Below are 23449 nucleotides of genomic sequence, written 5' to 3'. Positions count from 1 at the left end.
GCGGAACGTCCGCAGGGGTTTGAGGCGAAATGGCAAAGCTCAAGGTCGACGGGAAAGAGATCACTGTACCCGACCATTACACGCTGCTGCAGGCGGCCGAGGACGCCGGCGCGGAAGTGCCGCGCTTCTGCTTCCACGAGCGGCTGTCGATCGCCGGCAATTGCCGCATGTGCCTGATTGAGGTGAAAGCCGGCCCGCCCAAGCCGCAGGCGTCCTGCGCCATGGGCGTGCGCGACCTGCGCCCCGGCCCGAACGGCGAGCCGCCGGAAATCTTCACCAACACGCCGATGGTCAAGAAGGCGCGCGAAGGCGTGATGGAATTCCTGCTGATCAACCATCCGCTGGACTGCCCGATCTGCGACCAGGGCGGCGAGTGCGACCTGCAGGACCAGGCGATGGCGTTCGGAGTCGATTCCTCGCGCTACCACGAGAACAAGCGGGCGGTCGAAGACAAGTATATCGGGCCGCTGGTCAAGACCATCATGAACCGCTGCATCCATTGCACGCGCTGCGTCCGCTTTACCACCGAGATTGCCGGCATCTCCGAGCTCGGCCTGATCGGCCGCGGCGAGGATGCCGAGATCACCACCTATCTCGAAAGCGCGATGACTTCGGAACTGCAGGGCAATGTCATCGACCTTTGCCCGGTCGGCGCACTGACCTCCAAACCTTACGCCTTCCAGGCACGGCCGTGGGAACTAACCAAGACCGAATCCATCGACGTGATGGACGCCGTCGGCTCGGCGATCCGCGTCGATAGCCGGGGCCGCGAAGTGATGCGCATCCTGCCGCGTACCAACGAGGCGGTGAACGAGGAATGGATTTCCGACAAAACCCGCTTCATCTGGGACGGCTTGCGCACGCAGCGCCTCGACCGCCCTTATGTCCGCAAGGACGGCAGACTGGCCCCGGCAAGCTGGGCCGAGGCTTTTGCCGCGATCAAGGAAGCGGTGTCGAATGCGGCACCTGAAAAGATCGGTGCCATTGCCGGCGATCTCGCAGCCGTCGAGGAGATCTACGCGCTGAAGCTTCTGATGGCTTCGCTCGGCTCGAAGAACACCGACTGCCGCCAGGACGGCGCCGCACTCGATCCGTCGCTCGGCCGGGCGAGCTATGTGTTCAACCCGACCATCGAAGGCATCGAACAGGCCGATGCGGTGCTGATCATCGGCGCCAATCCGCGCTTCGAGGCATCCTTGCTCAACGCCCGCATCCGCAAGCGCTGGCGGGCCGGCAATCTGCCGGTCGGCGTCATCGGCGATGTCGGCGATACGCGCTATGATTACGAGCAGGTCGGCGCCGGGCCGGAATCGCTGAAGGATCTGGCCGACGGCAACGGCAAGTTCTTCCAGCTGCTGAAGAAGGCGACGCATCCGCTGATCATCGTCGGACAGGGTGCGCTGGCGCGTCCGGACGGGGCGGCCGTGCTCGGCCAGGCGGCGAAGCTCGCCGTCGCCGTCAACGCTGCCAGGGCCGACTGGAACGGCTTTGCCGTGCTGCACACCGCCGCGGCACGCGTCGGCGGCCTCGATGTCGGGTTTGTGCCGGGCGAGGGCGGCAGGAACGTCGCCGGCATGCTGGGCGAGACCGATGTGCTGTTCCTGCTCGGCGCCGACGAAATCGATATGGCCAAGACCGGCGGCGCTTTCGTCGTCTATATCGGCACGCATGGCGACAAGGGCGCACACCGCGCCAACGTCATCCTGCCGGGTGCCGCCTATACCGAGAAGTCGGGCACCTTCGTCAACACCGAAGGCCGCGTGCAGCAGACCAACCGGGCCGGCTTCGCGCCCGGCGAGGCGCGCGAGGACTGGGCGATCCTTCGGGCACTGTCGGATGTGCTCGGCAAGAAGCTACCTTTCGATTCGCTGCCGCAGCTACGCGCAAAGCTCTATGCGGAATACCCGCATCTTGCCCGCATCGACCATGTCGTGGCCGGCGACCCGGCCAACATCGCCAGGGTTGCCAAGCTCGGCGGGCGGCTGAACAAGGGCACCTTCACCTCGCCGGTCAAGGATTTCTACCTGACCAACCCGATCGCGCGGGCTTCCGCGGTGATGGCCGAGTGCTCGGCTTTGGCGAAGAACGGCTTCAGGCAGGCGGCGGAGTAGACATGGACACCTTCTTCTCCTTCTACGTGCTGCCGGCGCTGCTGATCCTTTTGAAGTCGGTCGTGCTGATCGTCGTTCTGTTGATCTTCGTCGCCTATGTGCTTTACGCCGACCGCAAGATCTGGGCGGCGGTGCAATTGCGCCGCGGACCGAACGTCGTCGGCCCGTGGGGCACGCTGCAGGCGTTCGCCGATCTGCTGAAATTCGTCTTCAAGGAGCCGGTCATCCCGTCCGGCGCCAACAAGGGCGTTTTCCTGCTGGCGCCCTTGGTGTCGGCGGTGCTGGCGATCTCTGCCTGGGCGGTCATACCGGTCAATGAAGGCTGGGCGATCGCCAACGTCAATGTCGGCATCCTCTATGTCTTCGCCATCTCCTCGCTCGAGGTCTATGGCGTCATCATGGGCGGCTGGGCGTCCAATTCGAAATACCCCTTCCTCGGCGCGCTGCGCTCGGCGGCGCAGATGGTGTCCTACGAAGTCTCCATCGGTTTCGTCATTGTCACCGTGCTGCTTTGCGTCGGCTCGCTCAACCTGTCCGACATCGTCTTGTCGCAGCAGGACGGGCTGGGCACGCGGCTCGGCCTGCCCAACACCTTCCTCGACTGGCATTGGCTGTCGCTGTTCCCGATGTTCATCGTCTTCTTCATCTCGGCGTTGGCCGAGACCAACCGGCCGCCCTTCGACCTTGTGGAAGCCGAATCGGAACTCGTCGCCGGCCATATGGTCGAATATTCCTCGACGCCGTTCCTGTTGTTCTTCCTCGGCGAATATGTCGCCGTCGTCCTGATGTGCGCGCTGGCCACCATCCTGTTCCTTGGCGGCTGGCTGCCGCCCTTCAACTTCGCGCCGTTCACCTGGGTGCCGGGGCTGATCTGGTTCGTGCTCAAGGTCTGCCTGGTGTTCTTCATGTTCTCCATGGTGAAGGCGTTCGTGCCGCGCTACCGCTACGACCAGCTGATGCGGCTCGGCTGGAAGGTCTTCCTGCCGATCTCGCTGTTCATGGTGGTCGCCACCGCCGCCTTCCTCAAGATCACGGGGTTTGCGTGATGGGCAGTCTGATCGTTGGTTTTCTAGGCGCAGCTGTCGGCGTGCTTGTTGCGCTCTTTGGCAACGTCGTTGTGCTGCCCTACGTTTTGCGGCAACAGGACCAAAGGTTGGCAGCAAACTACCGAGTGCCGGTGTTTGGCTGGGACAAGCAGATATTGGCGTCGATGACGAGACTTGCATACCGTTTCCTGATGCCTGTCTTTTTCGGATTTATCGGCGCAATCGCTGCAACACAGATCTTTGGGGGTGCTGAATGAGTACGCTATCCCAGGCCGCCAAGTCACTGCTTTTGCAGGACTTCGTCAGCGCTTTCTTCCTGTCGATGCGCCAATTCTTCGCGCCGAAGGAGACCATCAACTATCCGCATGAAAAGGGGCCGGTCAGCCCGCGCTTCCGTGGCGAACATGCGCTGCGCCGCTACCCGAACGGCGAGGAACGCTGCATCGCCTGCAAACTATGCGAGGCGATCTGCCCGGCGCAGGCCATCACCATCGAAGCCGGCCCACGTCGCAATGACGGCACGCGGCGCACCGTGCGCTACGACATTGATATGGTGAAATGCATTTACTGCGGCTTCTGCCAGGAAGCCTGCCCGGTCGACGCCATTGTCGAGGGCCCGAATTTCGAATTCGCGACGGAGACGCGCGAGGAGCTTTATTACGACAAGGACAGGCTCCTGGCCAATGGCGACCGCTGGGAGCGTGAACTGGCGCGCAACATCTCGCTGGATGCGCCTTACCGCTGATATTTGACGCATGGACGGGGCGAGGGCCCTCGTTTAAGGAACACGCAACTTGCCGACCGGAGGCGGTGGCAAAAAACAGGACGAACGTCCTGTTCTGACAGGAAACCCGGGGGAACCCATGCTGAGTGGACTAGAGGCGGCCTTTTTCTACCTCTTCGCCTTTGTCGCGGTGGCATCGGCGTTCATGGTCATATCGGCGCGCAATCCCGTGCATTCGGTGCTGTTCCTGATCCTGACCTTCTTCAACGCCGCCGGCCTTTTCATGCTGACCGGCGCCGAGTTCCTGGCGATGATCCTGCTCGTCGTCTATGTCGGCGCGGTGCTGGTGCTGTTCCTGTTCGTCGTCATGATGCTCGACGTCGACTTCGCCGAAATGAAGGAAGGCGCCCTGCAATATGCACCGATCGGCGCGCTGGTCGGGCTGATCCTGGCGGCGGAGCTGATCGTGGTGCTCGGCGGCTATACATTCGCGCCGAAACTGGCGGCGACGGTCGCCAAGCCCATTCCGGACCTGGCCGCGCGCTCGAACACGGCAGCGCTCGGCGACATCCTCTATACGGATTACCTCTATTACTTCCAGGTGGCGGGGCTGGTGCTGCTGGTCGCCATGATCGGCGCCATCGTGCTGACGCTGCGCCACAAGCCGGGCGTCAAGCGGCAGTCGATCGCCGCCCAGGTCGGCCGCACGGCGGCAACCGGAGTGGAAATCCGCAAGGTCAAGACGGGCGAAGGAGTCTGAGATGGTCGTCGGCATCGCGCACTACCTGACCGTATCGGCGATCCTGTTCACGCTCGGCGTGTTCGGCATCTTCCTGAACCGCAGGAACGTCATCGTCATCCTGATGTCGATCGAGCTGATCCTGCTTGCGGTCAACATCAATTTCGTCGCCTTTTCGGCGGCGCTCGGCGATTTGGTCGGCCAGGTGTTCGCACTGTTCGTGCTGACGGTCGCGGCGGCCGAAGCGGCGATCGGCCTTGCCATTCTCGTCGTCTTCTTCCGCAACCGCGGCTCGATCGCGGTCGAAGACGTGAACATGATGAAGGGTTGACGGAACCACCATGTATCAGGCCATCGTCTTCCTTCCGCTGCTCGGCTTTCTGATCGTCGGCCTGTTCGGCACCTCGCTCGGGGCCAAGGCTTCCGAATACATCACCTCGGGCTTCCTGGTGATCGCGGCCGTGCTGTCGTGGGTCGCCTTCTTCTCGGTTGGCTTCGGCGGCGGCGAGGTGTTCACCGTGCCGGTGATGCGCTGGATCCAGTCGGGCGGGCTGGAGGCGTCGTGGGCGCTCAGGATCGACACGCTGACGGTGGTGATGCTGGTAGTTGTCAACACGGTGTCGTCGCTGGTCCACATCTACTCGATCGGCTACATGCATCACGATCCGGACCGGCCGCGCTTCTTCGCCTATCTGTCGCTGTTTACCTTCGCCATGCTGATGCTGGTGACGGCCGACAACCTCGTGCAGATGTTCTTCGGCTGGGAAGGCGTCGGCCTTGCCTCCTATCTGCTGATCGGCTTCTGGTACAAGAAGCCGTCGGCCAATGCGGCTGCGATCAAGGCCTTCGTCGTCAACCGCGTCGGCGATTTCGGCTTTGCGCTCGGCATATTCGGCGTGTTCGTGCTGTTCGGCTCGGTCAATCTCGGCACCATCTTCGCCAATGCGGCGACGTTCATTCCGGCGGAAGGCGCGCCGCAAGGTGCGGCCGTGCTGACCTTCCTCGGCTATGCACTCGATAAGCAGGCTGCGATGACGGTCGTCTGCCTGCTCCTGTTCATGGGCGCTATGGGCAAGTCGGCGCAGGTGCCGCTTCACACCTGGCTGCCGGATGCCATGGAAGGCCCGACGCCGGTCTCGGCACTGATCCATGCCGCGACCATGGTGACGGCAGGCGTGTTCATGCTGGCGCGGTTGTCGCCGCTGTTCGAGCTGTCGCATTCGGCATTGACGGTGGTCACCTTCATCGGCGCCTTCACGGCCTTCTTCGCGGCGACCGTCGGTCTCGTCCAGAACGACATCAAGCGCGTCATCGCCTATTCGACCTGTTCGCAGCTCGGCTACATGTTCGTGGCGCTCGGCGTCGGTGCCTATGGCGCAGCGATTTTCCATCTGTTCACCCACGCCTTCTTCAAGGCGCTGCTGTTCCTCGGCTCTGGCTCGGTCATCCACGCCGTCTCCGACGAGCAGGACATGCGCAAAATGGGCGGCCTGAGGACGCTGATCCCGACGACTTACTGGATGATGGTGATCGGCACGCTGGCGCTGACCGGTGTCGGCATTCCGGTAACGATCATCGGTACGGCCGGCTTCTTTTCCAAGGACGCCATCATCGAAGCGGCCTTCGCCGGCCACAATGCGGTCGCCGCGTTTGCCTTCATATTGCTGGTCATTGCTGCCTGCTTCACCTCCTTCTACTCCTGGCGGCTGATCTTCATGACCTTCCACGGCGAGCCGCGGGCCAGCCACGAGGTCATGCACCATGTCCATGAATCGCCACCGGTCATGCTGGTGCCGCTGTTCATCCTGGCGGCGGGCGCGCTGTTCGCCGGCGTGATCTTCCACGGCGCCTTCATCGGCGAGGGCTATGCCGAATTCTGGAAGGCGTCGCTGTTCACGCTGCCGGACAACCACATCCTGCACGAAATCCACGAAGTGCCGTTGTGGGTCGAGCTGTCACCGTTCATCGCCATGCTGATCGGCTTTGCGATTGCCTGGCAGTTCTATATTCGCGCGCCGGAAATGCCTCGGAGCGTCGCCGCCAACCATCGCCTGCTCTACGCCTTCCTGCTCAACAAATGGTATTTCGACGAGCTCTACGACTTCCTGTTCGTGCGGCCGGCAAAGCGCCTCGGCAGCTTCCTGTGGAAGACCGGCGACGGCACCGTCATCGACGGGCTCGGGCCGGACGGCATTTCGGCGCGCGTCGTCGACGTCACCAACCGGGTCGTCAAGCTGCAGACCGGCTATCTCTACCACTATGCCTTCGCCATGCTGATCGGCGTTGCCGCACTCGTCACCTGGATGATGCTCTGATGACCGCCTGGCCGATCCTATCGCTGGTCACCTTCCTGCCGCTGGTTGGTGTGCTGCTCATCCTTTTCGTGCGTGACGACAGCGAGAACGCGCGCCGCAACATCCGCGCCATAGCACTGTTCACGACCGCGTTCACGTTTGTGATTTCGCTGTTCATCTGGACCGGCTTCGACAATTCGCAGCCCGGCTTCCAGTTCGTCGAGAAGTTTGCCTGGCTGGATTCCGGCATCTCCTACCATATGGGCGTAGACGGCATCTCCATGCTGTTCGTCATCCTGACCACCTTCCTGATGCCGCTCTGCATCCTCGCCTCGTGGGAATCGATTGAGAAGCGCGTCAAGGCCTATATGATTGCCTTCCTGCTGCTCGAGACGCTGATGATCGGCGTGTTCTGCGCGCTCGACATCGTCTTGTTCTATGTCTTCTTCGAAGCCGGCCTGATCCCGATGTTCATCATCATCGGCGTGTGGGGCGGCAAGCGGCGCGTCTATGCCTCGTTCAAGTTCTTCCTCTATACGCTGGCCGGCTCGGTGCTGATGCTGCTCGCCATCATGGCGATGTTCTTCCAGTCCGGCACCACCGACATCCCGACGCTTCTGACCCACAACTTCCCGGCCAATATGCAGACCTGGCTATGGCTTGCCTTCTTCGCGTCCTTCGCGGTGAAGATGCCGATGTGGCCGGTGCACACCTGGCTGCCGGACGCGCATGTCGAGGCGCCGACGGCCGGCTCGGTGATCCTGGCCGCCATCCTGCTCAAGATGGGTGGGTACGGCTTCCTGCGCTTTTCGCTGCCGATGTTTCCGATCGCATCCGAAATGTTCGCGCCGCTGATCTTCACGCTCTCCGTTGTCGCCATCATCTACACCTCGCTGGTGGCGCTGATGCAGGAGGACATGAAGAAGCTGATCGCCTATTCGTCGGTCGCTCACATGGGCTTCGTTACCATGGGCATCTTCGCGATGAACCAGGAAGGCGTCCAGGGTTCGATCTTTCAGATGCTGTCGCACGGCCTGGTCTCCGGCGCGCTGTTCCTCTGCGTCGGCGTCGTCTACGACCGCATGCATACGCGTGACATCGATGCCTATGGCGGGTTGGTCAACAACATGCCGAAATATGCAACCGTGTTCATGATCTTCACCATGGCCAATGTCGGCCTGCCCGGCACCAGCGGCTTCGTCGGCGAGTTCCTGACCATGCTCGGCGTGTTCCGGGTCAACACCTGGGTAGCGTTCTTCGCCGCCACCGGCGTCATCCTTTCGGCGGCCTATGCGCTCTGGCTCTACCGCAAGGTGATCTTCGGCGCACTGACCAAGGAAAGCCTGAAAGGCCTGCTCGACCTGTCGACGCGCGAGAAGGTGATCATCTATCCGCTGGTCGCGCTGGTCATCTTCTTCGGCGTCTATCCGGCGCCGATCTTCGACGCGACCGCCGAATCGGTCAAGGCGCTCGTTACCAATGTCACCGCATCCATCGGCGCCGCGCAGACCGCGGCGGCGAACTGACTGGGGGTTTTGCGAACCATGACGCCGGACCTTCTCTCAAGCCTGTCGCTCTCGACGCCAGAGCTGATCCTCGCCATCGGCGCCTTGGCGCTGTTGATGCTCGGCGCCTATTCGCGCGCCAACACCACTGTCACGGTGAGCGGCCTTGCCGTCGCCGTGCTGGTGATCGCCGGCGCCTGGCTGGTCTTTTCGCCGGGACAAGGCAACGCCTATGGCGAAGCCTTCATCCAGGATCCGTTCGCCCGCTTCATGAAGGTGCTGGCGCTGGTCGGCTCGGCGGTGACGCTGGTCATGTCGGTCCGCTTTGCCCAGGCGGAGCGTTTCGACAAGTTCGAATATCCGGTGCTGATCCTGCTCTGCACGCTCGGCATGATGCTGATGATCTCGGCCAACGGCATGATCGGGCTCTATCTCGGCCTCGAGCTGCAATCGCTGGCGATCTACGTGCTGGCGGCGATCAACCGGGACAATCTGCGCTCGACCGAGGCCGGGCTGAAGTATTTCGTCCTTGGCGCGCTGTCGTCAGGCATGCTGCTTTACGGTATCTCGCTGGTCTACGGCTACACCGGCAACACCGGCTTCCAGGAGATCGCCACGGCGCTGAGCGGCGGTGAGCGCCAGCTCGGCCTCGTCTTCGGCCTGGTCTTTGTGCTGGCCGGCCTTGCCTTCAAGATCTCGGCGGTGCCGTTCCATATGTGGACGCCCGACGTCTATGAGGGCGCGCCGACGCCGGTGACGGCTTTTCTGGCGGCGGCACCAAAGATGGCGGCGATGGCGCTGATGGTGCGCGTCACCATGGGCGCCTTCAAGCCGATCGCCGCCGACTGGCAGCAGATCATCGTCTTCATCTCGATTGCCTCGATGGCGCTTGGTGCCTTTGCGGCCATCGGCCAGACCAACATCAAGCGGCTGATGGCCTATTCCTCCATCGGCCATATGGGTTATGCTCTGGTCGGCCTTGCCGCCAACAGCCAGGACGGCGTGCGCGGCGTCGCCATCTACATGCTGATCTATCTGGTGATGACGCTCGGCACCTTCGCCTTCATCCTCGCCATGCGGCGAAAGGAGGGCAATGTCGAGCAGATCAGCGATCTCGCCGGCCTGTCGGCGACCAATCCGATCATGGCGACGATCCTCACCATCCTGATGTTCTCGCTGGCCGGCATCCCGCCGCTCGCCGGCTTCTGGGGGAAATGGTACGTGTTCCTTGCCGCCATCAATGCCAACCTCTACGCGCTGGCGATCATCGGCGTGCTGGCCTCTGTGGTGGGCGCCTATTATTATCTGCGCATCATCAAGATCATGTGGTTCGACGAACCGGTCGGCGGCTTCGTGCCGATGGCGACCGAACTGCGCGTCGTGCTCGGTGTCTGCGGCGCTTTCGTGCTGTTCTACGTGCTGATCGGCGGCACGATCGGAACCTACGCAGCAGCCGCGGCCAAGACCTTCTTCTGACGGAATGACGTTCAGGCTGGCTCCAACCGCGGCTTCGGACGGGTTCCGGCTCGAGGCGCACGACACGGTCGGCTCCACCAACGCGCTGGCGCTGGAGCACGCACGGGCCGGCGATCCGGGCAAACTCTGGGTCGTCTCCAAAAAGCAGGAAGCCGGGCGTGGCCGCCGTGGCCGCGCCTGGGCGACGCCCGAGGGCAATCTGGCAGCGACGCTGCTGGTGATCACCAACACCGAGCTTCGGCTTGCCGCGACGCTCGGCTTCGTTGCCGGACTGGCGCTGGCCGACGCGCTCGATGCTGTCGTGCCGAAGGGCAGGATCGCGATCGGCCTCGATGGTGCGAGCCAAGGCAAGAACCGTTTCGAACTGAAATGGCCGAACGATGTGCTTGCCTCGGGCGCCAAGCTCGCCGGCATCCTGCTGGAATCGGCGATGCTGGATGGTGATCGTTCGGCGGTGGCTGTCGGCATCGGCGTCAACGTGGTGGCATACCCTGAGGATTTGCCTTATCCAGCGACGTCGCTCAGCGCGCTGGGGTCTGCTTGCGATGCCGAGACGCTGTTTCTGGCGCTGTCGGATGCCTGGAGCGAGAATGCGCGGCTGTGGAACGAAGGGCGTGGGCTTGCCGCCGTCAGGCGGCGGTGGCTGGCGCGTGCGGCGGGGCTTGGCGGCCAGGTTGCTGTCAGAATTGACGGTAATGTGGTGCGCGGCACCTTCGAGACCATTGACGAGGACTGCCGTTTCGTGATCCGCGACGATCAAGGTTCGGTTCTGACGATCGCCGCCGGCGACGTGCATTTCGGCGCGGTTGCCTCGGCCGGTGTTTGACCGGCCAATACGTTTGACTGGCCAGGTATTTGACCAGCTTGAATTTGACCGGCCCACAATTTTGACCGGCAAGGAAGGAAAGATCATGGCGACAGCGGAAAACGCCGAACTTGTCTTCGTGCCGCTCGGCGGTGTCGGCGAGATCGGCATGAACTTCGCCCTCTACGGCTATGGGCCGGCCAATGCGCGCGAATGGATCGTGGTCGACGTCGGCGTCACTTTTCCCGATGCAACCCTGCCCGGCGTCGACCTGGTTCTGCCCGACACGCGTTTCATCGAGGAGAACGTCGCCAATCTGCGCGGCATCGTCATCACCCATGCGCATGAGGACCATTACGGCGCGCTCCACGATATCTGGCCGAAGCTCAAGGCGCCGGTGTGGATGACGCCGTTCAGCGCCGGCCTACTGGAAGCCAAGCGGCAGGGCGAGCAAGGGGCGCCGAAGATCCCGGTGACGATCTACCGTGCCGGCGAGAAATTCACCGTCGGCCCGTTCGAGATCGAGGCCATCCCTGTTGCGCACTCCATTCCCGAACCGATGTCGCTGGCGATCACGACGCCGGCCGGCGTCGTCATCCATACCGGCGACTGGAAGATCGATCCGGCGCCGACGGTCGGGCCGATGACCGACGAGGCGCGCTTCCGAGCCTATGGCGACAAGGGCGTGCTGGCGCTGGTCTGCGATTCCACCAATGCGATGCGGGAAGGGGAATCGCCGTCCGAAGTGGCGGTGGGCGAGGGCCTCAAGAGCGTCATCCAGAACGCCAAGGGCCGGGTCGCCGTCACCAGCTTCTCCTCCAATGTCGGACGTATCGTCTCCATCGCCAAGGCGGCGCGGGATGCCGGCCGCCAGTGCCTGGTGATTGGCCGCTCGATGAAGCGCGTCATCGATGTGGCTGATGAACTCGGCTATATGGACGGGTTGCCGGAATTCATCGCCGAGGAGGATTACGGCTTCATCCCGCGCGAAAACCTCGTCATCATCTGCACCGGCAGCCAGGGCGAGCCGCTTGCCGCACTTGCCAAGCTGTCGCGCGACGAGATGAAGTCGGTGGCGCTGACGGCCGGCGACACGGTGGTGTTTTCCTCGCGCACCATTCCCGGCAACGAGAAGGCGATCCTCGAAATCAAGAACCGCCTAATCGATCTCGGCATCAAGATCATCGAGGACGGCGATGCGCTGGTGCATGTCTCCGGCCATCCACGCCGCAGCGAATTGCGCAAGATGTATGAATGGGTGCGGCCGCAGATCGGCGTTCCCGTGCATGGCGAAGCGGCGCATCTGGTGGCGCAGGGCTCGCTGATGTCGACGTCCGGCATCGGCCAGGTCGCGCAGGTGCGCGACGGCGACATGCTCAGGCTGTATCCGGGTGCCGCCGCCATCATCGACCAGGTGCCGTTCGGCCGCATCTACAAGGACGGAAGGCTGATCGGCACCGACCAGGCGATGGGCATTCGCGACCGCCGCAAGCTGTCCTTTGCCGGCCATGTCGCCGTCAATGTCGTGCTCGACGACAAATACGAGCTTGCCGGCGATCCCGATCTCGTCGCCATCGGCGTCGCCGAGGCCGACGGCAGCGGCGAGAGCCTGGAAGACCTGATGATCGATGCGGCAATCGGCGCCGTGGACTCCATCCCCCGCCAGCGCCGAAAAGACCTCGACCTGGTCCAGGAGGCGGTGCGGCGCGCGGTGCGCGGCGCGGCCAACGAAGCCTGGGGCAAGAAGCCGCTGGTGACAGTGTTCGTCACGCGGTGACGAACAAGGGAGTAGGGGAGTAGGGCAGTAAGGGAGTAGGGAAGTAGGAAGTAGGAGCGCAAACAGATGCACTTCTAGATCCTTTTTTCCATACTCCCTACTGCCTTACTCCCCTACTCCCCTAACCCGGGAGTACGCTATGCTCGGACGCCTCAACCATGTCGCGCTTGCCGTGCCGGATCTGGCCGCGGCTGCGGCGGTCTATCGCGATACGCTTGGCGCGCGCGTGACCGCGCCGCAGGCGCTGCCGGAGCATGGCGTTACGGTGGTGTTCGTCGACGTCGGCAACACCAGGATCGAGTTGCTCGAGCCGCTCGGCGAAGCCTCGCCGATCGCCGCATTCCTCGCGAAGAATCCGTCCGGCGGCATGCACCATGTCTGCTATGAGGTGGACGACATTGTTGCGGCGCGCGACCGTCTCAAGGCCAGCGGCGCGCGCGTGCTGGGCGACGGCAATCCGAAGATCGGCGCACATGGCAAGCCGGTATTGTTTCTGCACCCCAAGGATTTCTTCGGCACGCTGGTCGAACTGGAGCAAGCATGAGTTGGGTTTCGTTTGTCGCCCTGTTCTTCGCCACATGGTGGGTGGTGTTGTTCGCCGTCCTGCCGTTCAGCATGCGGACGCAGGACGAGGATCGGGACGTGACGCTTGGCACGGTTCCGAGCGCACCGCGCGGACCGCACATGCTGCGCGCGGCGCTGCGCACGACGATCGTCACGCTGGTCCTCATGGGTATCTTCTACGGCATCACGAGAGGGCTTGGCCTCGGTATCGACGACATCCCGCACATCGTGCCGGATTTCAACCAGAGCCCAGCGCATTAGCCGGCTACCTACCGTGTCCGACTATCCCAGCCTAGCCGAGGCTCTGAAATCAAGCCGAGCCAGCAAGGTCAACCCAAAGTAAAGGCCGGGGCGAGTTTGGGCTGACGCAACGTCATGTAGTTTGGTAATCTGTCGTGCTAACCAGATGATTGCACAAAAAAAATGCAAGGCGCGAGGCCTTGCAATTTAAACGCGTCCGATCTGTTTCCGGTGTCCGGCGGCAGCGAGTTACCGCGCCTAGATCGCATCCTCCCAAGACTTTGACCGCGTAGGAGGGCAGATTTTTCTCCGCCCTCTCGGTTATGGGGGCACACTAGCCTAAGGCGGGTGAAAATGTCACGAAGAATTTTGCCCGGAAACAGGCAATCTCGTGCTGCAGTGCACAATAGTACGGCAGGCGTTGCTTGCGAAACGCCCAGCAAGCCGTGTGCGGCAATTGCGGCGTCTATGCAGCGCCTGGGCCGGGTTTCCATTCCGCCATGAAATGGCTATGAAGCCGGGGCAAGCAAGCCAGCGCTGCGCCGATTCCGGCGCCGCCATCCTCTCTCACGGACCAGTCCATGCGTTTGTCGCGCTATTTCCTGCCCATTCTCAAAGAAAATCCGCGCGAGGCCGAGATCGTCTCGCATCGGCTGATGCTGCGCGCCGGCATGATCCGCCAGCAGGGGCAGGGCAGCTTTTCCTGGCTGCCGCTCGGCAAGCGGGTGCTGGACAAGGTCTGCCGGATCATTCGCGAGGAGCAGAATCGCGCCGGCGCACTCGAAATCCTGATGCCGACCATCCAATCGGCCGAGCTGTGGCGCGAAAGCGGCCGCTATGAAGACTACGGCAAGGAGATGCTGCGCATCAAGGACCGGCAAGACCGCGATATGCTCTACGGGCCGACCAACGAGGAGATGGTCACCGAGATCTTCCGCTCCTATGTCAAGTCCTACAAGGACCTGCCGCTCAACCTCTATCACATCCAGTGGAAGTTTCGCGACGAGGTGCGCCCGCGCTTCGGCGTCATGCGTTCGCGCGAGTTCCTGATGAAGGACGCCTATTCCTTCGACCTCGATTATGAAGGCGCCAAGGCCGCCTATAACCGCATGTTCGTGTCCTATCTCAGGACGTTTACGCGCATGGGGCTGCAGGCCATTCCGATGCGCGCCGACACCGGGCCGATCGGCGGCGACCTCAGCCATGAGTTCATCATCCTGGCCGACACCGGCGAGAGCCAGGTGTTTTGCCATCGCGACTATCTCTCGCTTGAGGTGCCGGGGGCGGATACCGACTTTTCGAACGACGCCGAGATCGCCGAGATCGTCAAGACGTGGACGACGCCCTACGCCGCCACCGACGAGATGCATGACGAGGCGGCATGGGAGAAGGTGCCCGCGAGCGACCGGGTCTCTGCGCGCGGCATCGAGGTTGGGCATATCTTCCATTTTGGCGACAAATATTCCAAGCCGATGAGTGCCAAGGTGACCGGCCCGGACGGCAAGGATCATTTCGTTTCTGGCGGTTCCTACGGCATCGGCCCGTCGCGGCTGGTCGCGGCGATCATCGAAGCCAGCCATGACGAAAACGGCATCATCTGGCCGGAAGCGGTGGCGCCGTTCGATGTCGGCCTGATCAACATGAAGGCTGGCGATGCCGAATGCGACCGCGTCTGCGGCGAGCTGAATGCCGCCTTTGCCGCCGCCGGCAAGGAGGTGCTCTACGACGACACCGACCAGCGGCCGGGCGGCAAGTTCGCCACCGCCGACCTGATCGGGCTCCCGTGGCAGGTGATCGTCGGGCCGCGTGGTGTCGCCGCCGGCGAGGTCGAGATCAAGAACCGCAGGACCGGCGAGCGCGAGACGCTGCCGATCGCGGACGTGAAGCAGCGCTTCGGTGCCGCCGCATGAGTGAAGCGGCGGCAGCAAGACCATCGGGCGCCGGACCTTTTTCCGGCTTCGAGCGCTTGGTGGCCTGGCGCTACCTGCGCTCGCGCCGCAAGGAGACGGTGATCTCGGTGATCGCGTCGATCTCCTTCCTCGGCATCATGCTAGGCGTGGCCACGCTGATCGTCGTCATGGCGGTCATGAACGGCTTTCGCGCCGAACTGCTGACGCGCATCCTCGGCGTCAACGGACACCTGATCGTGCAGCCGCTCGACATGCCGCTGGAGGACTATGGCCAGGTCGCCGGCCGCATCAACGGCGTGCCCGGCGTCAAATATGCCATTCCGCTGATCGACGGGCAGGTACTGGCGCAAGGCAATGTCGGCGGCGGCACCGGCGCGCTGGTGCGCGGCATACGCGGCGAGGATCTCGGCAAGATCACGATCGTCGCCAACAACATCAAGGCGGGCTCGATCGTCGGCTTCGACACCGGCGAGGGCGTCGCCATCGGCAGCCGCATGGCCGAGAATCTCGGCCTTGTGCTCGGCGATACGATCACGCTGATCTCGCCCGAGGGCGACGTCACGCCGCTCGGCACGACGCCGCGCATGAAAGGCTATCCGATAACCGCGATCTTTGAGGTCGGCATGTCGGAATATGACAGCTCCATCGTCTATATGCCGTTTTCGGAAGCGCAGCTTTATTTCAACATGGAAGGCAGGGCGCAGACGATTGAGATCTACGCCGACAATCCCGACAATATCGACGCGCTGAAGCCAAAGGTCGAAGAGGCGGCGCAACGGCCGATCACCCTCGTCGATTGGCGGGAGCGTAACAAGACGTTCTTCGACGCGCTGCAGGTCGAGCGCAACGTCATGTTCATGATCCTGACGCTGATCGTGCTGGTGGCGGCGCTCAACATCATTTCGGGCCTGATCATGCTGGTGAAGGACAAGGGCCACGACATCGCCATCCTGCGCACCATGGGCGCCACGCGCGGCGCGATCCTGCGCATCTTCCTGATGACCGGGGCTGCGATCGGCGTTGTCGGCACCATCGCCGGCGTGCTGCTCGGCATCGTGATCTGCCTCAACGTCGAGCGCATCCGCCAGTTCTTCTCCTGGCTGGCCAACGAGCGGCTGTTCAATCCCGAGCTTTATTTCCTGAGCCAGCTGCCGGCGCGCATGGATGCCAGCGAGACGATCTCGGTCGTTCTCATGGCTTTGGCGCTGTCGTTCCTGGCGACACTGTTTCCGGCGTGGCGCGCTGCCAGGCTCGATCCGGTCGAAGCGCTGAGGTACGAATGATGGCCGAGGCCATTATCGAGCTGAAGAGCGTCGAACGCCATTATGTACAGGGGCCGCGCAAGCTGACTATCCTGAACGGCGCCGATTTTTCGCTGAAGCGTGGCGAGATGGTGGCGCTTGTGGCGCCGTCGGGCACCGGCAAGTCGACGCTGCTCCACACCGCCGGGCTGCTGGAGCGACCGGACGCCGGCGACGTGATCCTGGCGGGGCGCGCCTGCGGCCGGCTTTCCGACGACGAGCGCACGGCGATCCGCCGCAACGATGTCGGCTTCGTCTACCAGTTCCATCATTTGTTGCCTGAGTTTTCTGCGCTGGAAAACATCATGATGCCGCAGCTGATAAAAGGGCTGCCGCGCAAGGAGGCGGCCGAGCGGGCGGCGCAATTGCTCGACTATATGCAGATCGGCAAGCGGGCACAGCATCGCCCCTCCGAGCTCTCCGGCGGCGAGCAGCAGCGGGTCGCCATCGCGCGTGCCGTCGCCAATGCGCCGCTGGTTCTTTTGGCCGACGAGCCGACCGGCAATCTCGACCCGGTGACCGCTTCCTATGTGTTCGAGGCGCTGGCAGCATTGGTCCGGCAATCGGGCCTGGCGGCGCTCATCGCCACCCACAATCACGAGCTCGCCTCGCGCATGGACCGCCGCGTGACGCTGGCCGACGGCAAGGTTGTGCCGCTTTAGGGTGCGCTGCAATTGAGGCGATGACGGCCTGCGAGCTGCCGTGCGCCGTCCCGCCGCTTTCGCGCGCCTGTCGGCCCCGAACGCTCGGCATCTCCCTCTCAACCCTTTCTTAACCCTGTCGAAATGACCGAGCGCAATTCCGGCGACGCCCGGACCGCGATCGTTGACATTCGAACAAAATTAGAACAAAATACGAACATACTAACAACAGGAGAGAGTTATGACCGATCTTGTTCAGGATGTCGTCTCGCTGGTGTGCATGAGCACGTTCCTCATTTCCATGGCAATCTGGATCGGCGCGATGTGAGGATTGAGCTCAAGGGCGGGCTCGATGCTGATGAGCGAGGGCCGCCTTCGCATATTGGCGCAGGCATTGGGGCGACTGTTTCAGCCGGCCTTGCGGGACACTTCGACAGGCGACACCGCGGCGGGCCCGAACACGTCCTCGAAAGCGGATTTCAGCGCCAGGTCGAGGTCGGCCATGGTCACGGGAAGGCCGAGGTCGACAAGGCTGGTGACGCCGTGATCCTGGACGCCGCACGGCACGATGCCGCTGAAATGGCTAAGGTCCGGCTCGACATTGATGGCGATGCCGTGAAAGCTCACCCAGCGCCTCAGCCTGATGCCGATGGCGGCGATCTTGTCCTCGGCCGCCGAGCCGTCGGGCAAAGCGGGGCGGTCCGGCCGAACCACCCAGACGCCGACGCGGTCCTCGCGGCGTTCGCCGCGTACGTTGAAGGCGGCCAGCGAGCCGATGATCCATTGTTCGAGTGCGGCGACGAAGGCGCGGACATCCTCGCGCCGCCGCTTCAGGTCGAGCATGACGTAGGCGACGCGCTGGCCCGGCCCATGATAGGTGTATTCGCCGCCACGCCCGGCGGCAAAGACCGGGAAACGGTCCGGCTCGATCAGGTCCTCGATGCGGGCGCTGGTGCCGGCGGTGTAGAGCGGCGGGTGCTCGACCAGCCAGACCATCTCGCCGGCGGCGCCGCTGCGGATTGCCTCGGCGCGCGCCTCCATCACGGCGAGCGCATCGGGATAGGCGGTGAGCCCGGGCTCGATGCGCCATTCGACCGGCGCCGAGCCGGGCAAGGGCAGGAACGACGTGGCGATCTGGCTGCGTTCTGTCATGATATCTCGTCTCGCCATTCATATGGCGGCAATTGGTACAAACGTCCAGTTCCGGCACGTTCGGCCCTTGAAGAGTTATGCCGATGTCCGGCCGATTATTGCTGGCCGCGCACTTGTTTCACCGGAAACGATTTGCTACACGCCGCGGGCCGGTTGGTTCCGGCTCCTACCACGTGCGGTCGTGGCGGAATTGGTAGACGCGCAGCGTTGAGGTCGCTGTGGGGCAACCCGTGGAAGTTCGAGTCTTCTCGACCGCACCAACTGATTTTCTAGCCTTTGAAATCATTGGGATCTTTCAGACTTTCCCCGCACCACCTCTGCCTGGTGCGGGCGTTGGGCGTTCTCGATCTTTTCCGAAGCCTGCATTGCAAGACGCTTCCGATCGGCCGTCTTGGTGTAGAGCGAGGCCATCGTTCCGCCCGTCCATCCGAACAACGCTTCGAGTTCGCGCATCGTCACGCCGGCTTCTGCCGCTCTGACAGCGCCGATCTTGCGGACGCCATGCGCTGATTTCTTCACGCCGGCTTCATTGCAGGCTGCCCGGAACATATTTCCGAACGATTCCTTTGTCAGCGGTCGGCCATTCTCGCCGACGATGAATGCCAGATCCCCAGTTGGCCCTTTCGCCAGCGTCTCGGCAAGGGCGGGCAGCATCGGGATGTTGACCTCTGTTCCGGTCTTTTCGGTCTTGAGCGTGGCGACACCGTTGCGAACGTGCTGCCGGCCAATGGTCACTGCGTCGCCGCGGCGAAGGCCGGTGTAAAGCAGGACATGCAGCCAGACGCGTTCCTTGGTGCCCGCCGCCCAGCGGTTCTCATATGCTTCGACGTCGTCTTCCGTCCAAGCTTCGAACCCGCCGCTCTTCGGTCGGCTCGGGTTCTTAACGCCGGCCGTCGGATCGATTGCCACCATCTCGGCCTCGAGCGCCCAGCGGAATAGTCCGCGCATGGCGTCAAGGAAGTTCCTGGCCTGCGCTGGCGTTGACGAACGGTCCTCGCGGCCATCCACGATCTTCTTGCGCGTCACAGCCTTGTAAGGAGCGTTCCCGGCCTTTTCGACAACTCCCTTGAAGATGTTATCGCGTTGGCGCCGCGTTGCCTCCGAGAGACCACGGTAAGCGCCTGTCTCGCGGTAACGGGCGATCAGCCACTTGAGGGTGTTGACGCCTGCCTCAGCTCGTTTTTGTGGCGCCGCCCCAGCAAGGGCGTCCTGATATGCCTGATCAAACTCGGGAGAGCCGAGCAATGGAAGACGGACGCGCGGTCCCTTGTCCTTCCGGAAGTAGAAAACAAGCTTCCCATGCCGGGAGCGTTCGCGCGTCACGAATGGAGGCAGCTTGCGGGGCATGTCCTCGGTCAAAGCCGGAAGTCCTCTTCCTTGTCTACTGGCCGCTCGTCCTGTGCATTCGCAGCGGGGATAAGTCGGATAACCACGTCGCCGATCTTGACTTCTGGAATATAGCCAGCCTTCGCGGCTCCCTTGCATAGAGCCGTGACCTGGCGGGCCGGTAGTGCGAGTGGCCGCGTCATCGCAGCGTCTCTCCGGTTTGGCGATCGACAACCGTCCCGTCCATCCGCTTCTTCAAACGGCTGTTCGAGAGACTCGACTTGGGCTTCATGGCGCGCGTGAACTTGTCGCGCTGGCGATCGGCCTTGCGAATGCGCCGGATGTCATCTGCCGTCTTCGGTGCGTGGCAGCAGGCCTTTCCAAGCAGCTTTCCATCGGCGGCCGTAAGCGGCGCGCGGCGGGTGTGATCGCGCAATGCTTCCGGCAAAGTGTGGTCGACCTCGAAAGGTTTTTTGCCCAGCACCAGGCCACAGCCCTCGCATGTCACGATGCCGGCGGTGTTCGTGGCTCGGAGGATGATTTCGGCGCGGACCTTGCGCGAAAACTCGCAGCGGGGCATCAGCGCGGCTCATCAATATTGCGCTGATCGACCGCGAATGACACGGCGACGACCCATGGATCGACGTCCCAGCCGAAGCCGCGCGGCTCGTTTAGGCCGTTCCACAAACGACTATATTGATTGCGAGGTCCGCCCGGCCACCATCCGCCGTCTATGTCGACGTCCTGCCCGGCAACGGCACCGTTCTGGTCGACGCCTTCGGCGACCGCGTCTTCGTCATTTATCTCCTGCAGCCGCTGCACTCGAATGTCGGAGACGGTCAGAGTGAGACGCGAAGCCCAGCGCGGCATGTGCATGCCGGGGCGGAGACGGCCGACCGATTTATTGAGCGACCAGTCTGCATCGGCTTCGTAGATCACCGGGTAGTCTGCATCCATCACCGATGGTGCCAGATCGTCATAGGCGCGGCTCTCGGTCCGCCACGCCTCGCGGACATAGAGCTTGTCACCAACTCGCCATGGATAGGCCTGATCGCGCCAAGTCTGGTTTCCTGGGTCAAGAACATAGCTTTCTGACCATGTGCCGTCGAAGAGGTTCACCTTTCGGCTAGGCTTGGTGCTGATCACGCGGCGCGTCTGTGTCTTGGTGCCGGCGAGCAGCGCACGGACCATCGGCGCGCTGAAAAGGATTGGCCTGTCGGTCATTGCTCACCTCGCTTCGGCGCCGGCAAGAGCGGCTGCATCGGGTTCGTCTGGTAGGCGATGGCGATGTTAGGCTTCACGTGCTCAGCGACAGTCATGCCGTCCGGCATCTGGATATGCGCGAGGAACGCATCCTCAAAGCTTTCAATTCCGCTATCAATGCTCTCGAGCTTAGCTTTGATGCAGAGAAACAATGCGCGCCAGCGGGATCGGCAAGCCTGCTCCCATGCCTGCATTGCCGCCTCGGCCGTGCGCCGCTGGCCGCGTGCTGTCACGACGAACTGCTTGTTCATTTGGTTCGGCAGTGGCAGCTCGAATCGAATGCGGCGCTCCTGCATCTGAAAGACCAGCAGCGCGCGGTTCTGCTCCTCGAATGACCCGAACCCGGTAGCGCGGTGCTTGCGAAGCAGACCGTCAATCTCGCCTTTGGTCTTCGAGACCGAGACGCTGGTGTTCTCGGCGTAAGCCATCACCGCGCCCCGCTTGGAACATTTCCGGCGCCGAGCGGTTGCTCCCGACACGAGAAAGGTGCGACCACATGGCCAAAATCAAAGATCCGAAGAATACAAACGCTATTGTTCGCGAGCCTGAGGTGGCGGGCACCGAGATTGAGCGAAAGGACATGACCGGCAAGGATAGCAGCGAGGCTCCGGTCAATCCCAAGACATCTGGCGCACCAGAAAAGAGCAAGGATCCGCTTCCCGATCCGTTCGCCGGCCGCAAGAGCGATGCATAGGCTGGAAAGACGCCACGCCCAACTGACAAGCCTGCGGAGTAACGCGGTCATAGCATGCTCTCCAGATAGCGCCGCGCCGCATCGGCCTGCAGCTCGCCTTTGACGATCTTGTCTGCTGTCTCGAAGCAGGCCTTCACGAAGTCCAGCCGAGCTGGCAACGCTTCTTTCCATGCGTTCTTGGCGAACTCGACATTCGCCCGGCGTTGCTTGGCGTCGGGCACACTGGCGTCGACGGCGAGCGCCATGAACTTGTCCAGGCACTCGATCATGAGGTTGCGGATGATGAGATCGGAGGCCGACGACGCGTTGGGTTCTTCCCGCGCTTCAATGTCATCGGCCTCCACAGGCCCGCCAACGGGCTCTGGTTGATCGGCAGCGACTTGGCCGGGGACGGGGCCTCCTCGCTGCCTACGTCCGACGAAGGGGCAACTACTTCGGACGGTTCGTCATCTCGAATATTCTCAACGTGCTTTCGCCAAACGCTCACATCGACGCCGGTCACGTGGTAAATCACGTCGATCATGCGCTCGACGGCTTCGGTCAGTTCTGGGTCATCCAACTCGGTCAGGCTCTTCGGATAGGCCATGAAGTCGCCGCCGACGGTCTTGGACAGGTTCACGATGCCGAGCGCCAGCTTGATCGCCTCGGATGCCTGTTCCTTGTTCTGCCAGGGCGTCTTGCATTCCTTCACGGCGCGGCCAAGGATCGCCCACCATTTCCGGACCATCGGGCGGTCCTTCTCTTCAGTGAAGGTCACTCGAACTTCAGTCCCGCGTCGATATGTGTCGAGGCGTTCGGCATCGAAGGCGGTCGCCGGGACAAGCTTGCCTGGCTCGATCACCATTCGGAAAGGAGGGAATTCATGCTTTCCCATTGCTGCCTCCGATGCGCTTCTCGGCGCGCTTGCGGATTGCCAGGGCGATCGACTGGTTGATCTCCGCGGCAGGCTTTCCTTCGAACCGCGCCAATGTGTCGAAGTCTGTCCAAATCTCTTCGACAGTGGCCAGGTCGGAAACGACGGCCAGCGCCTCCTCGAGCCGCTCAAAGAATGTGTTGTCGTCTAGGGCCTCGTCGACAATGGCGTCCGTGGCCTCACCGGTTTCGGTCACGATCTCACGCTCGTCGAGGATCTCGCCGGTTTCGGCGTCGATGGTTTCGACTGGCGCGGATGCTTTTGCCGATGGCGGGACAGGCGGGCGTGGCGGCTGCGGTGCGGCGGCGTGTTCGATCACGGCGCCGTCGAGAGTGCGACCTTCCATCTCTTCCGCGGCGTACGTGTTGCCGAGCTCCTCGGGGAACGCCTTGCGCAGCGCGGCCGCCTCGACGCACTTATCCAGCTGGCCGCGCGGGCGCTTCGCCCACATGTCATTCGGAACCTCGGATTTGCCGATCGACGCGTAGGTTTCTTCCCAGAACACCTTGGCGTGATAGGCGCACTTCTGGCCGGCAACGATGCGGTAGACCACGACGCTCGCGTATTCCGGGAAGCGCACCTTCTTGGTGATCGTATCTGTGTTGTTGCCGCCGGTCTGGCCGGAAAAGCTACGCTCGATCATCGGGCCGAACTCGACCGCATCGATCCCGGCATACTCTCCGGTGCGGCTTGCCGTCGTGCGGATCTCGGCGATGCCAGGCCAGACGGTCTCGACCATCTGCTTTTTGGCCGACGACCACATAGGTACGATGTGAACGGGCTTCTTGAAAATGTCGAGATTGCGCTTGCGGCAGTAGGCCAGCGCCATCATCACGGCTTCCACCGATTTGGCGGACGGGAAGATCTGGTCGACCAGAACACGCCACTCGGCCGGCGCTATCTCGAATTCCTTGGCGACCGCGGCCGGTATCGGCATGCGGGACGGCTGGATGGTTATGGCGTTCATG

25 protein-coding genes and 1 tRNA gene are annotated in these 23449 nt (G+C 62.8%); 18 read left to right on the top strand and 8 right to left on the bottom strand.

All coding sequences use genetic code 11. From position 1 onward, the window contains the following. Nucleotides 1-29: 29 nt before the first annotated feature. The 16 genes from nuoG to NKI24_RS10375 all read left to right on the top strand — a co-directional run bounded on the left by nuoG (nucleotide 30) and on the right by NKI24_RS10375 (nucleotide 17154). The gene (gene nuoG, locus NKI24_RS10450; RefSeq protein WP_352745073.1) at nucleotides 30-2111 is read left to right on the top strand and encodes an NADH-quinone oxidoreductase subunit NuoG; all 2082 of its coding nucleotides are present in this window, start codon (nucleotides 30-32) and stop codon (nucleotides 2109-2111) included. Nucleotides 2112-2113: 2 nt separating this feature from the next. Continuing rightward, complete coding sequence (gene nuoH, locus NKI24_RS10445; RefSeq protein ID WP_292663045.1) at nucleotides 2114-3157, top strand: NADH-quinone oxidoreductase subunit NuoH; 1044 nt, start codon at nucleotides 2114-2116, stop codon at nucleotides 3155-3157. Further along, nucleotides 3157-3414, top strand: a complete 258-nt coding sequence (locus NKI24_RS10440; RefSeq protein WP_352745070.1) for a hypothetical protein — start codon at nucleotides 3157-3159, stop codon at nucleotides 3412-3414. Before nuoH ends, NKI24_RS10440 begins: the two co-directional genes overlap by 1 nt. Then, nucleotides 3411-3902, top strand: coding sequence for an NADH-quinone oxidoreductase subunit NuoI (gene nuoI / locus NKI24_RS10435; RefSeq protein ID WP_352745068.1), 492 nt, complete (start codon nucleotides 3411-3413; stop codon nucleotides 3900-3902). Before NKI24_RS10440 ends, nuoI begins: the two co-directional genes overlap by 4 nt. A gap of 118 nt (nucleotides 3903-4020) precedes the next feature. Beyond that, on the top strand, nucleotides 4021-4641 hold the full coding sequence (locus NKI24_RS10430; protein ID WP_023676621.1) for an NADH-quinone oxidoreductase subunit J: 621 nt from the start codon (nucleotides 4021-4023) through the stop codon (nucleotides 4639-4641). A 1-nt stretch (nucleotide 4642) separates the two neighbouring features. Continuing rightward, complete coding sequence (gene nuoK, locus NKI24_RS10425; RefSeq protein WP_023676620.1) at nucleotides 4643-4951, top strand: NADH-quinone oxidoreductase subunit NuoK; 309 nt, start codon at nucleotides 4643-4645, stop codon at nucleotides 4949-4951. Nucleotides 4952-4961: 10 nt separating this feature from the next. Beyond that, on the top strand, nucleotides 4962-6935 hold the full coding sequence (gene nuoL, locus NKI24_RS10420) for an NADH-quinone oxidoreductase subunit L (RefSeq protein WP_352450010.1): 1974 nt from the start codon (nucleotides 4962-4964) through the stop codon (nucleotides 6933-6935). Beyond that, nucleotides 6935-8440, top strand: coding sequence for an NADH-quinone oxidoreductase subunit M (locus NKI24_RS10415; protein ID WP_352450009.1), 1506 nt, complete (start codon nucleotides 6935-6937; stop codon nucleotides 8438-8440). The genes nuoL and NKI24_RS10415 overlap by 1 nt, the downstream gene beginning before the upstream one ends. An 18-nt stretch (nucleotides 8441-8458) precedes the next feature. Then, the gene (gene nuoN / locus NKI24_RS10410; protein WP_352450008.1) at nucleotides 8459-9895 is read left to right on the top strand and encodes an NADH-quinone oxidoreductase subunit NuoN; all 1437 of its coding nucleotides are present in this window, start codon (nucleotides 8459-8461) and stop codon (nucleotides 9893-9895) included. Between the two features lie 4 nt (nucleotides 9896-9899). After that, a complete protein-coding gene (locus NKI24_RS10405) occupies nucleotides 9900-10721 on the top strand; it encodes a biotin--[acetyl-CoA-carboxylase] ligase (RefSeq protein ID WP_352450007.1) in 822 nt (273 codons plus the stop codon). Between the two features lie 85 nt (nucleotides 10722-10806). Beyond that, nucleotides 10807-12477, top strand: a complete 1671-nt coding sequence (locus NKI24_RS10400; RefSeq protein WP_352450006.1) for a ribonuclease J — start codon at nucleotides 10807-10809, stop codon at nucleotides 12475-12477. Nucleotides 12478-12616: 139 nt separating this feature from the next. After that, complete coding sequence (gene mce / locus NKI24_RS10395; protein WP_352450005.1) at nucleotides 12617-13021, top strand: methylmalonyl-CoA epimerase; 405 nt, start codon at nucleotides 12617-12619, stop codon at nucleotides 13019-13021. Further along, nucleotides 13018-13302, top strand: coding sequence for a DUF1467 family protein (locus tag NKI24_RS10390; RefSeq protein ID WP_023676613.1), 285 nt, complete (start codon nucleotides 13018-13020; stop codon nucleotides 13300-13302). Before mce ends, NKI24_RS10390 begins: the two co-directional genes overlap by 4 nt. A 560-nt stretch (nucleotides 13303-13862) precedes the next feature. Next, on the top strand, nucleotides 13863-15191 hold the full coding sequence (gene proS / locus NKI24_RS10385) for a proline--tRNA ligase (RefSeq protein WP_352450004.1): 1329 nt from the start codon (nucleotides 13863-13865) through the stop codon (nucleotides 15189-15191). Continuing rightward, a complete protein-coding gene (locus NKI24_RS10380) occupies nucleotides 15188-16474 on the top strand; it encodes a lipoprotein-releasing ABC transporter permease subunit (protein WP_352450003.1) in 1287 nt (428 codons plus the stop codon). The genes proS and NKI24_RS10380 overlap by 4 nt, the downstream gene beginning before the upstream one ends. Next, entirely contained in the window at nucleotides 16471-17154 is a 684-nt protein-coding gene (locus NKI24_RS10375) for an ABC transporter ATP-binding protein (protein WP_254818120.1), read from the top strand. The genes NKI24_RS10380 and NKI24_RS10375 overlap by 4 nt, the downstream gene beginning before the upstream one ends. 387 nt (nucleotides 17155-17541) lie before the next feature. Here the strand turns inward: NKI24_RS10375 and lipB are convergent, their stop codons facing one another. After that, nucleotides 17542-18285, bottom strand: a complete 744-nt coding sequence (gene lipB, locus NKI24_RS10370; RefSeq protein WP_352450002.1) for a lipoyl(octanoyl) transferase LipB — start codon at nucleotides 18283-18285, stop codon at nucleotides 17542-17544. Nucleotides 18286-18460: 175 nt separating this feature from the next. Here lipB and NKI24_RS10365 point away from each other — a divergent pair. After that, a tRNA-Leu gene (locus NKI24_RS10365) sits at nucleotides 18461-18545 on the top strand. A 22-nt stretch (nucleotides 18546-18567) separates the two neighbouring features. Here the strand turns inward: NKI24_RS10365 and NKI24_RS10360 are convergent. From NKI24_RS10360 to NKI24_RS10345, 4 genes are all read right to left on the bottom strand, one after another. After that, nucleotides 18568-19644, bottom strand: a complete 1077-nt coding sequence (locus tag NKI24_RS10360) for a tyrosine-type recombinase/integrase (RefSeq protein ID WP_352745061.1) — start codon at nucleotides 19642-19644, stop codon at nucleotides 18568-18570. Between the two features lie 166 nt (nucleotides 19645-19810). After that, on the bottom strand, nucleotides 19811-20191 hold the full coding sequence (locus tag NKI24_RS10355; protein WP_352745059.1) for a hypothetical protein: 381 nt from the start codon (nucleotides 20189-20191) through the stop codon (nucleotides 19811-19813). Then, nucleotides 20191-20835: a hypothetical protein gene (locus NKI24_RS10350; RefSeq protein ID WP_352745056.1), complete on the bottom strand. Its 645-nt coding sequence runs from the start codon at nucleotides 20833-20835 to the stop codon at nucleotides 20191-20193. Before NKI24_RS10350 ends, NKI24_RS10355 begins: the two co-directional genes overlap by 1 nt. Continuing rightward, nucleotides 20832-21302, bottom strand: a complete 471-nt coding sequence (locus NKI24_RS10345; RefSeq protein WP_352745053.1) for a hypothetical protein — start codon at nucleotides 21300-21302, stop codon at nucleotides 20832-20834. Before NKI24_RS10345 ends, NKI24_RS10350 begins: the two co-directional genes overlap by 4 nt. A gap of 68 nt (nucleotides 21303-21370) precedes the next feature. On the opposite strand from NKI24_RS10345, the gene NKI24_RS10340 reads away from it, so the two are divergent. After that, complete coding sequence (locus NKI24_RS10340; RefSeq protein WP_352745050.1) at nucleotides 21371-21568, top strand: hypothetical protein; 198 nt, start codon at nucleotides 21371-21373, stop codon at nucleotides 21566-21568. A 47-nt stretch (nucleotides 21569-21615) separates the two neighbouring features. Here the strand turns inward: NKI24_RS10340 and NKI24_RS10335 are convergent, their stop codons facing one another. The 3 genes from NKI24_RS10335 to bet are packed head-to-tail and all read right to left on the bottom strand — an operon-like array spanning nucleotide 21616 to nucleotide 23448. Then, complete coding sequence (locus tag NKI24_RS10335) at nucleotides 21616-21813, bottom strand: hypothetical protein (RefSeq protein WP_352745047.1); 198 nt, start codon at nucleotides 21811-21813, stop codon at nucleotides 21616-21618. A 20-nt stretch (nucleotides 21814-21833) separates the two neighbouring features. After that, nucleotides 21834-22442 (bottom strand): hypothetical protein, encoded by a 609-nt coding sequence (locus NKI24_RS10330; protein ID WP_352745044.1) that lies wholly within the window; start codon nucleotides 22440-22442, stop codon nucleotides 21834-21836. After that, nucleotides 22429-23448: a phage recombination protein Bet gene (gene bet, locus NKI24_RS10325; RefSeq protein ID WP_352745041.1), complete on the bottom strand. Its 1020-nt coding sequence runs from the start codon at nucleotides 23446-23448 to the stop codon at nucleotides 22429-22431. The genes NKI24_RS10330 and bet overlap by 14 nt, the downstream gene beginning before the upstream one ends. Between the last annotated feature and the right edge of the window lies 1 nt (nucleotide 23449).

Source organism: Mesorhizobium sp. M0701 (genome assembly GCF_040320365.1).
Classification (GTDB): domain Bacteria; phylum Pseudomonadota; class Alphaproteobacteria; order Rhizobiales; family Rhizobiaceae; genus Mesorhizobium.
The sequence above is the reverse complement of the archived record's forward strand: the minus strand, read 5'-3'. Positions and strand labels throughout refer to the sequence as shown.

Excerpts from the sequence above, each read along its gene's own strand:
- nuoG (WP_352745073.1), top strand. The coding sequence starts at position 30 with ATGGCAAAGCTCAAGGTCGACGGGAAAGAGATCACTGTACCCGACCAT.
- nuoH (WP_292663045.1), top strand. The coding sequence starts at position 2,114 with ATGGACACCTTCTTCTCCTTCTACGTGCTGCCGGCGCTGCTGATCCTT.
- NKI24_RS10440 (WP_352745070.1), top strand. The coding sequence starts at position 3,157 with ATGGGCAGTCTGATCGTTGGTTTTCTAGGCGCAGCTGTCGGCGTGCTT.
- nuoI (WP_352745068.1), top strand. The coding sequence starts at position 3,411 with ATGAGTACGCTATCCCAGGCCGCCAAGTCACTGCTTTTGCAGGACTTC.
- NKI24_RS10430 (WP_023676621.1), top strand. The coding sequence starts at position 4,021 with ATGCTGAGTGGACTAGAGGCGGCCTTTTTCTACCTCTTCGCCTTTGTC.
- nuoK (WP_023676620.1), top strand. The coding sequence starts at position 4,643 with ATGGTCGTCGGCATCGCGCACTACCTGACCGTATCGGCGATCCTGTTC.
- nuoL (WP_352450010.1), top strand. The coding sequence starts at position 4,962 with ATGTATCAGGCCATCGTCTTCCTTCCGCTGCTCGGCTTTCTGATCGTC.
- NKI24_RS10415 (WP_352450009.1), top strand. The coding sequence starts at position 6,935 with ATGACCGCCTGGCCGATCCTATCGCTGGTCACCTTCCTGCCGCTGGTT.
- nuoN (WP_352450008.1), top strand. The coding sequence starts at position 8,459 with ATGACGCCGGACCTTCTCTCAAGCCTGTCGCTCTCGACGCCAGAGCTG.
- NKI24_RS10405 (WP_352450007.1), top strand. The coding sequence starts at position 9,900 with ATGACGTTCAGGCTGGCTCCAACCGCGGCTTCGGACGGGTTCCGGCTC.
- NKI24_RS10400 (WP_352450006.1), top strand. The coding sequence starts at position 10,807 with ATGGCGACAGCGGAAAACGCCGAACTTGTCTTCGTGCCGCTCGGCGGT.
- mce (WP_352450005.1), top strand. The coding sequence starts at position 12,617 with ATGCTCGGACGCCTCAACCATGTCGCGCTTGCCGTGCCGGATCTGGCC.
- NKI24_RS10390 (WP_023676613.1), top strand. The coding sequence starts at position 13,018 with ATGAGTTGGGTTTCGTTTGTCGCCCTGTTCTTCGCCACATGGTGGGTG.
- proS (WP_352450004.1), top strand. The coding sequence starts at position 13,863 with ATGCGTTTGTCGCGCTATTTCCTGCCCATTCTCAAAGAAAATCCGCGC.
- NKI24_RS10380 (WP_352450003.1), top strand. The coding sequence starts at position 15,188 with ATGAGTGAAGCGGCGGCAGCAAGACCATCGGGCGCCGGACCTTTTTCC.
- NKI24_RS10375 (WP_254818120.1), top strand. The coding sequence starts at position 16,471 with ATGATGGCCGAGGCCATTATCGAGCTGAAGAGCGTCGAACGCCATTAT.
- lipB (WP_352450002.1), bottom strand. The coding sequence starts at position 18,285 with ATGACAGAACGCAGCCAGATCGCCACGTCGTTCCTGCCCTTGCCCGGC.
- NKI24_RS10355 (WP_352745059.1), bottom strand. The coding sequence starts at position 20,191 with ATGCCCCGCTGCGAGTTTTCGCGCAAGGTCCGCGCCGAAATCATCCTC.
- NKI24_RS10350 (WP_352745056.1), bottom strand. The coding sequence starts at position 20,835 with ATGACCGACAGGCCAATCCTTTTCAGCGCGCCGATGGTCCGTGCGCTG.
- NKI24_RS10345 (WP_352745053.1), bottom strand. The coding sequence starts at position 21,302 with ATGGCTTACGCCGAGAACACCAGCGTCTCGGTCTCGAAGACCAAAGGC.
- NKI24_RS10340 (WP_352745050.1), top strand. The coding sequence starts at position 21,371 with ATGGCCAAAATCAAAGATCCGAAGAATACAAACGCTATTGTTCGCGAG.
- NKI24_RS10335 (WP_352745047.1), bottom strand. The coding sequence starts at position 21,813 with ATGGCGCTCGCCGTCGACGCCAGTGTGCCCGACGCCAAGCAACGCCGG.
- NKI24_RS10330 (WP_352745044.1), bottom strand. The coding sequence starts at position 22,442 with ATGGGAAAGCATGAATTCCCTCCTTTCCGAATGGTGATCGAGCCAGGC.
- bet (WP_352745041.1), bottom strand. The coding sequence starts at position 23,448 with ATGAACGCCATAACCATCCAGCCGTCCCGCATGCCGATACCGGCCGCG.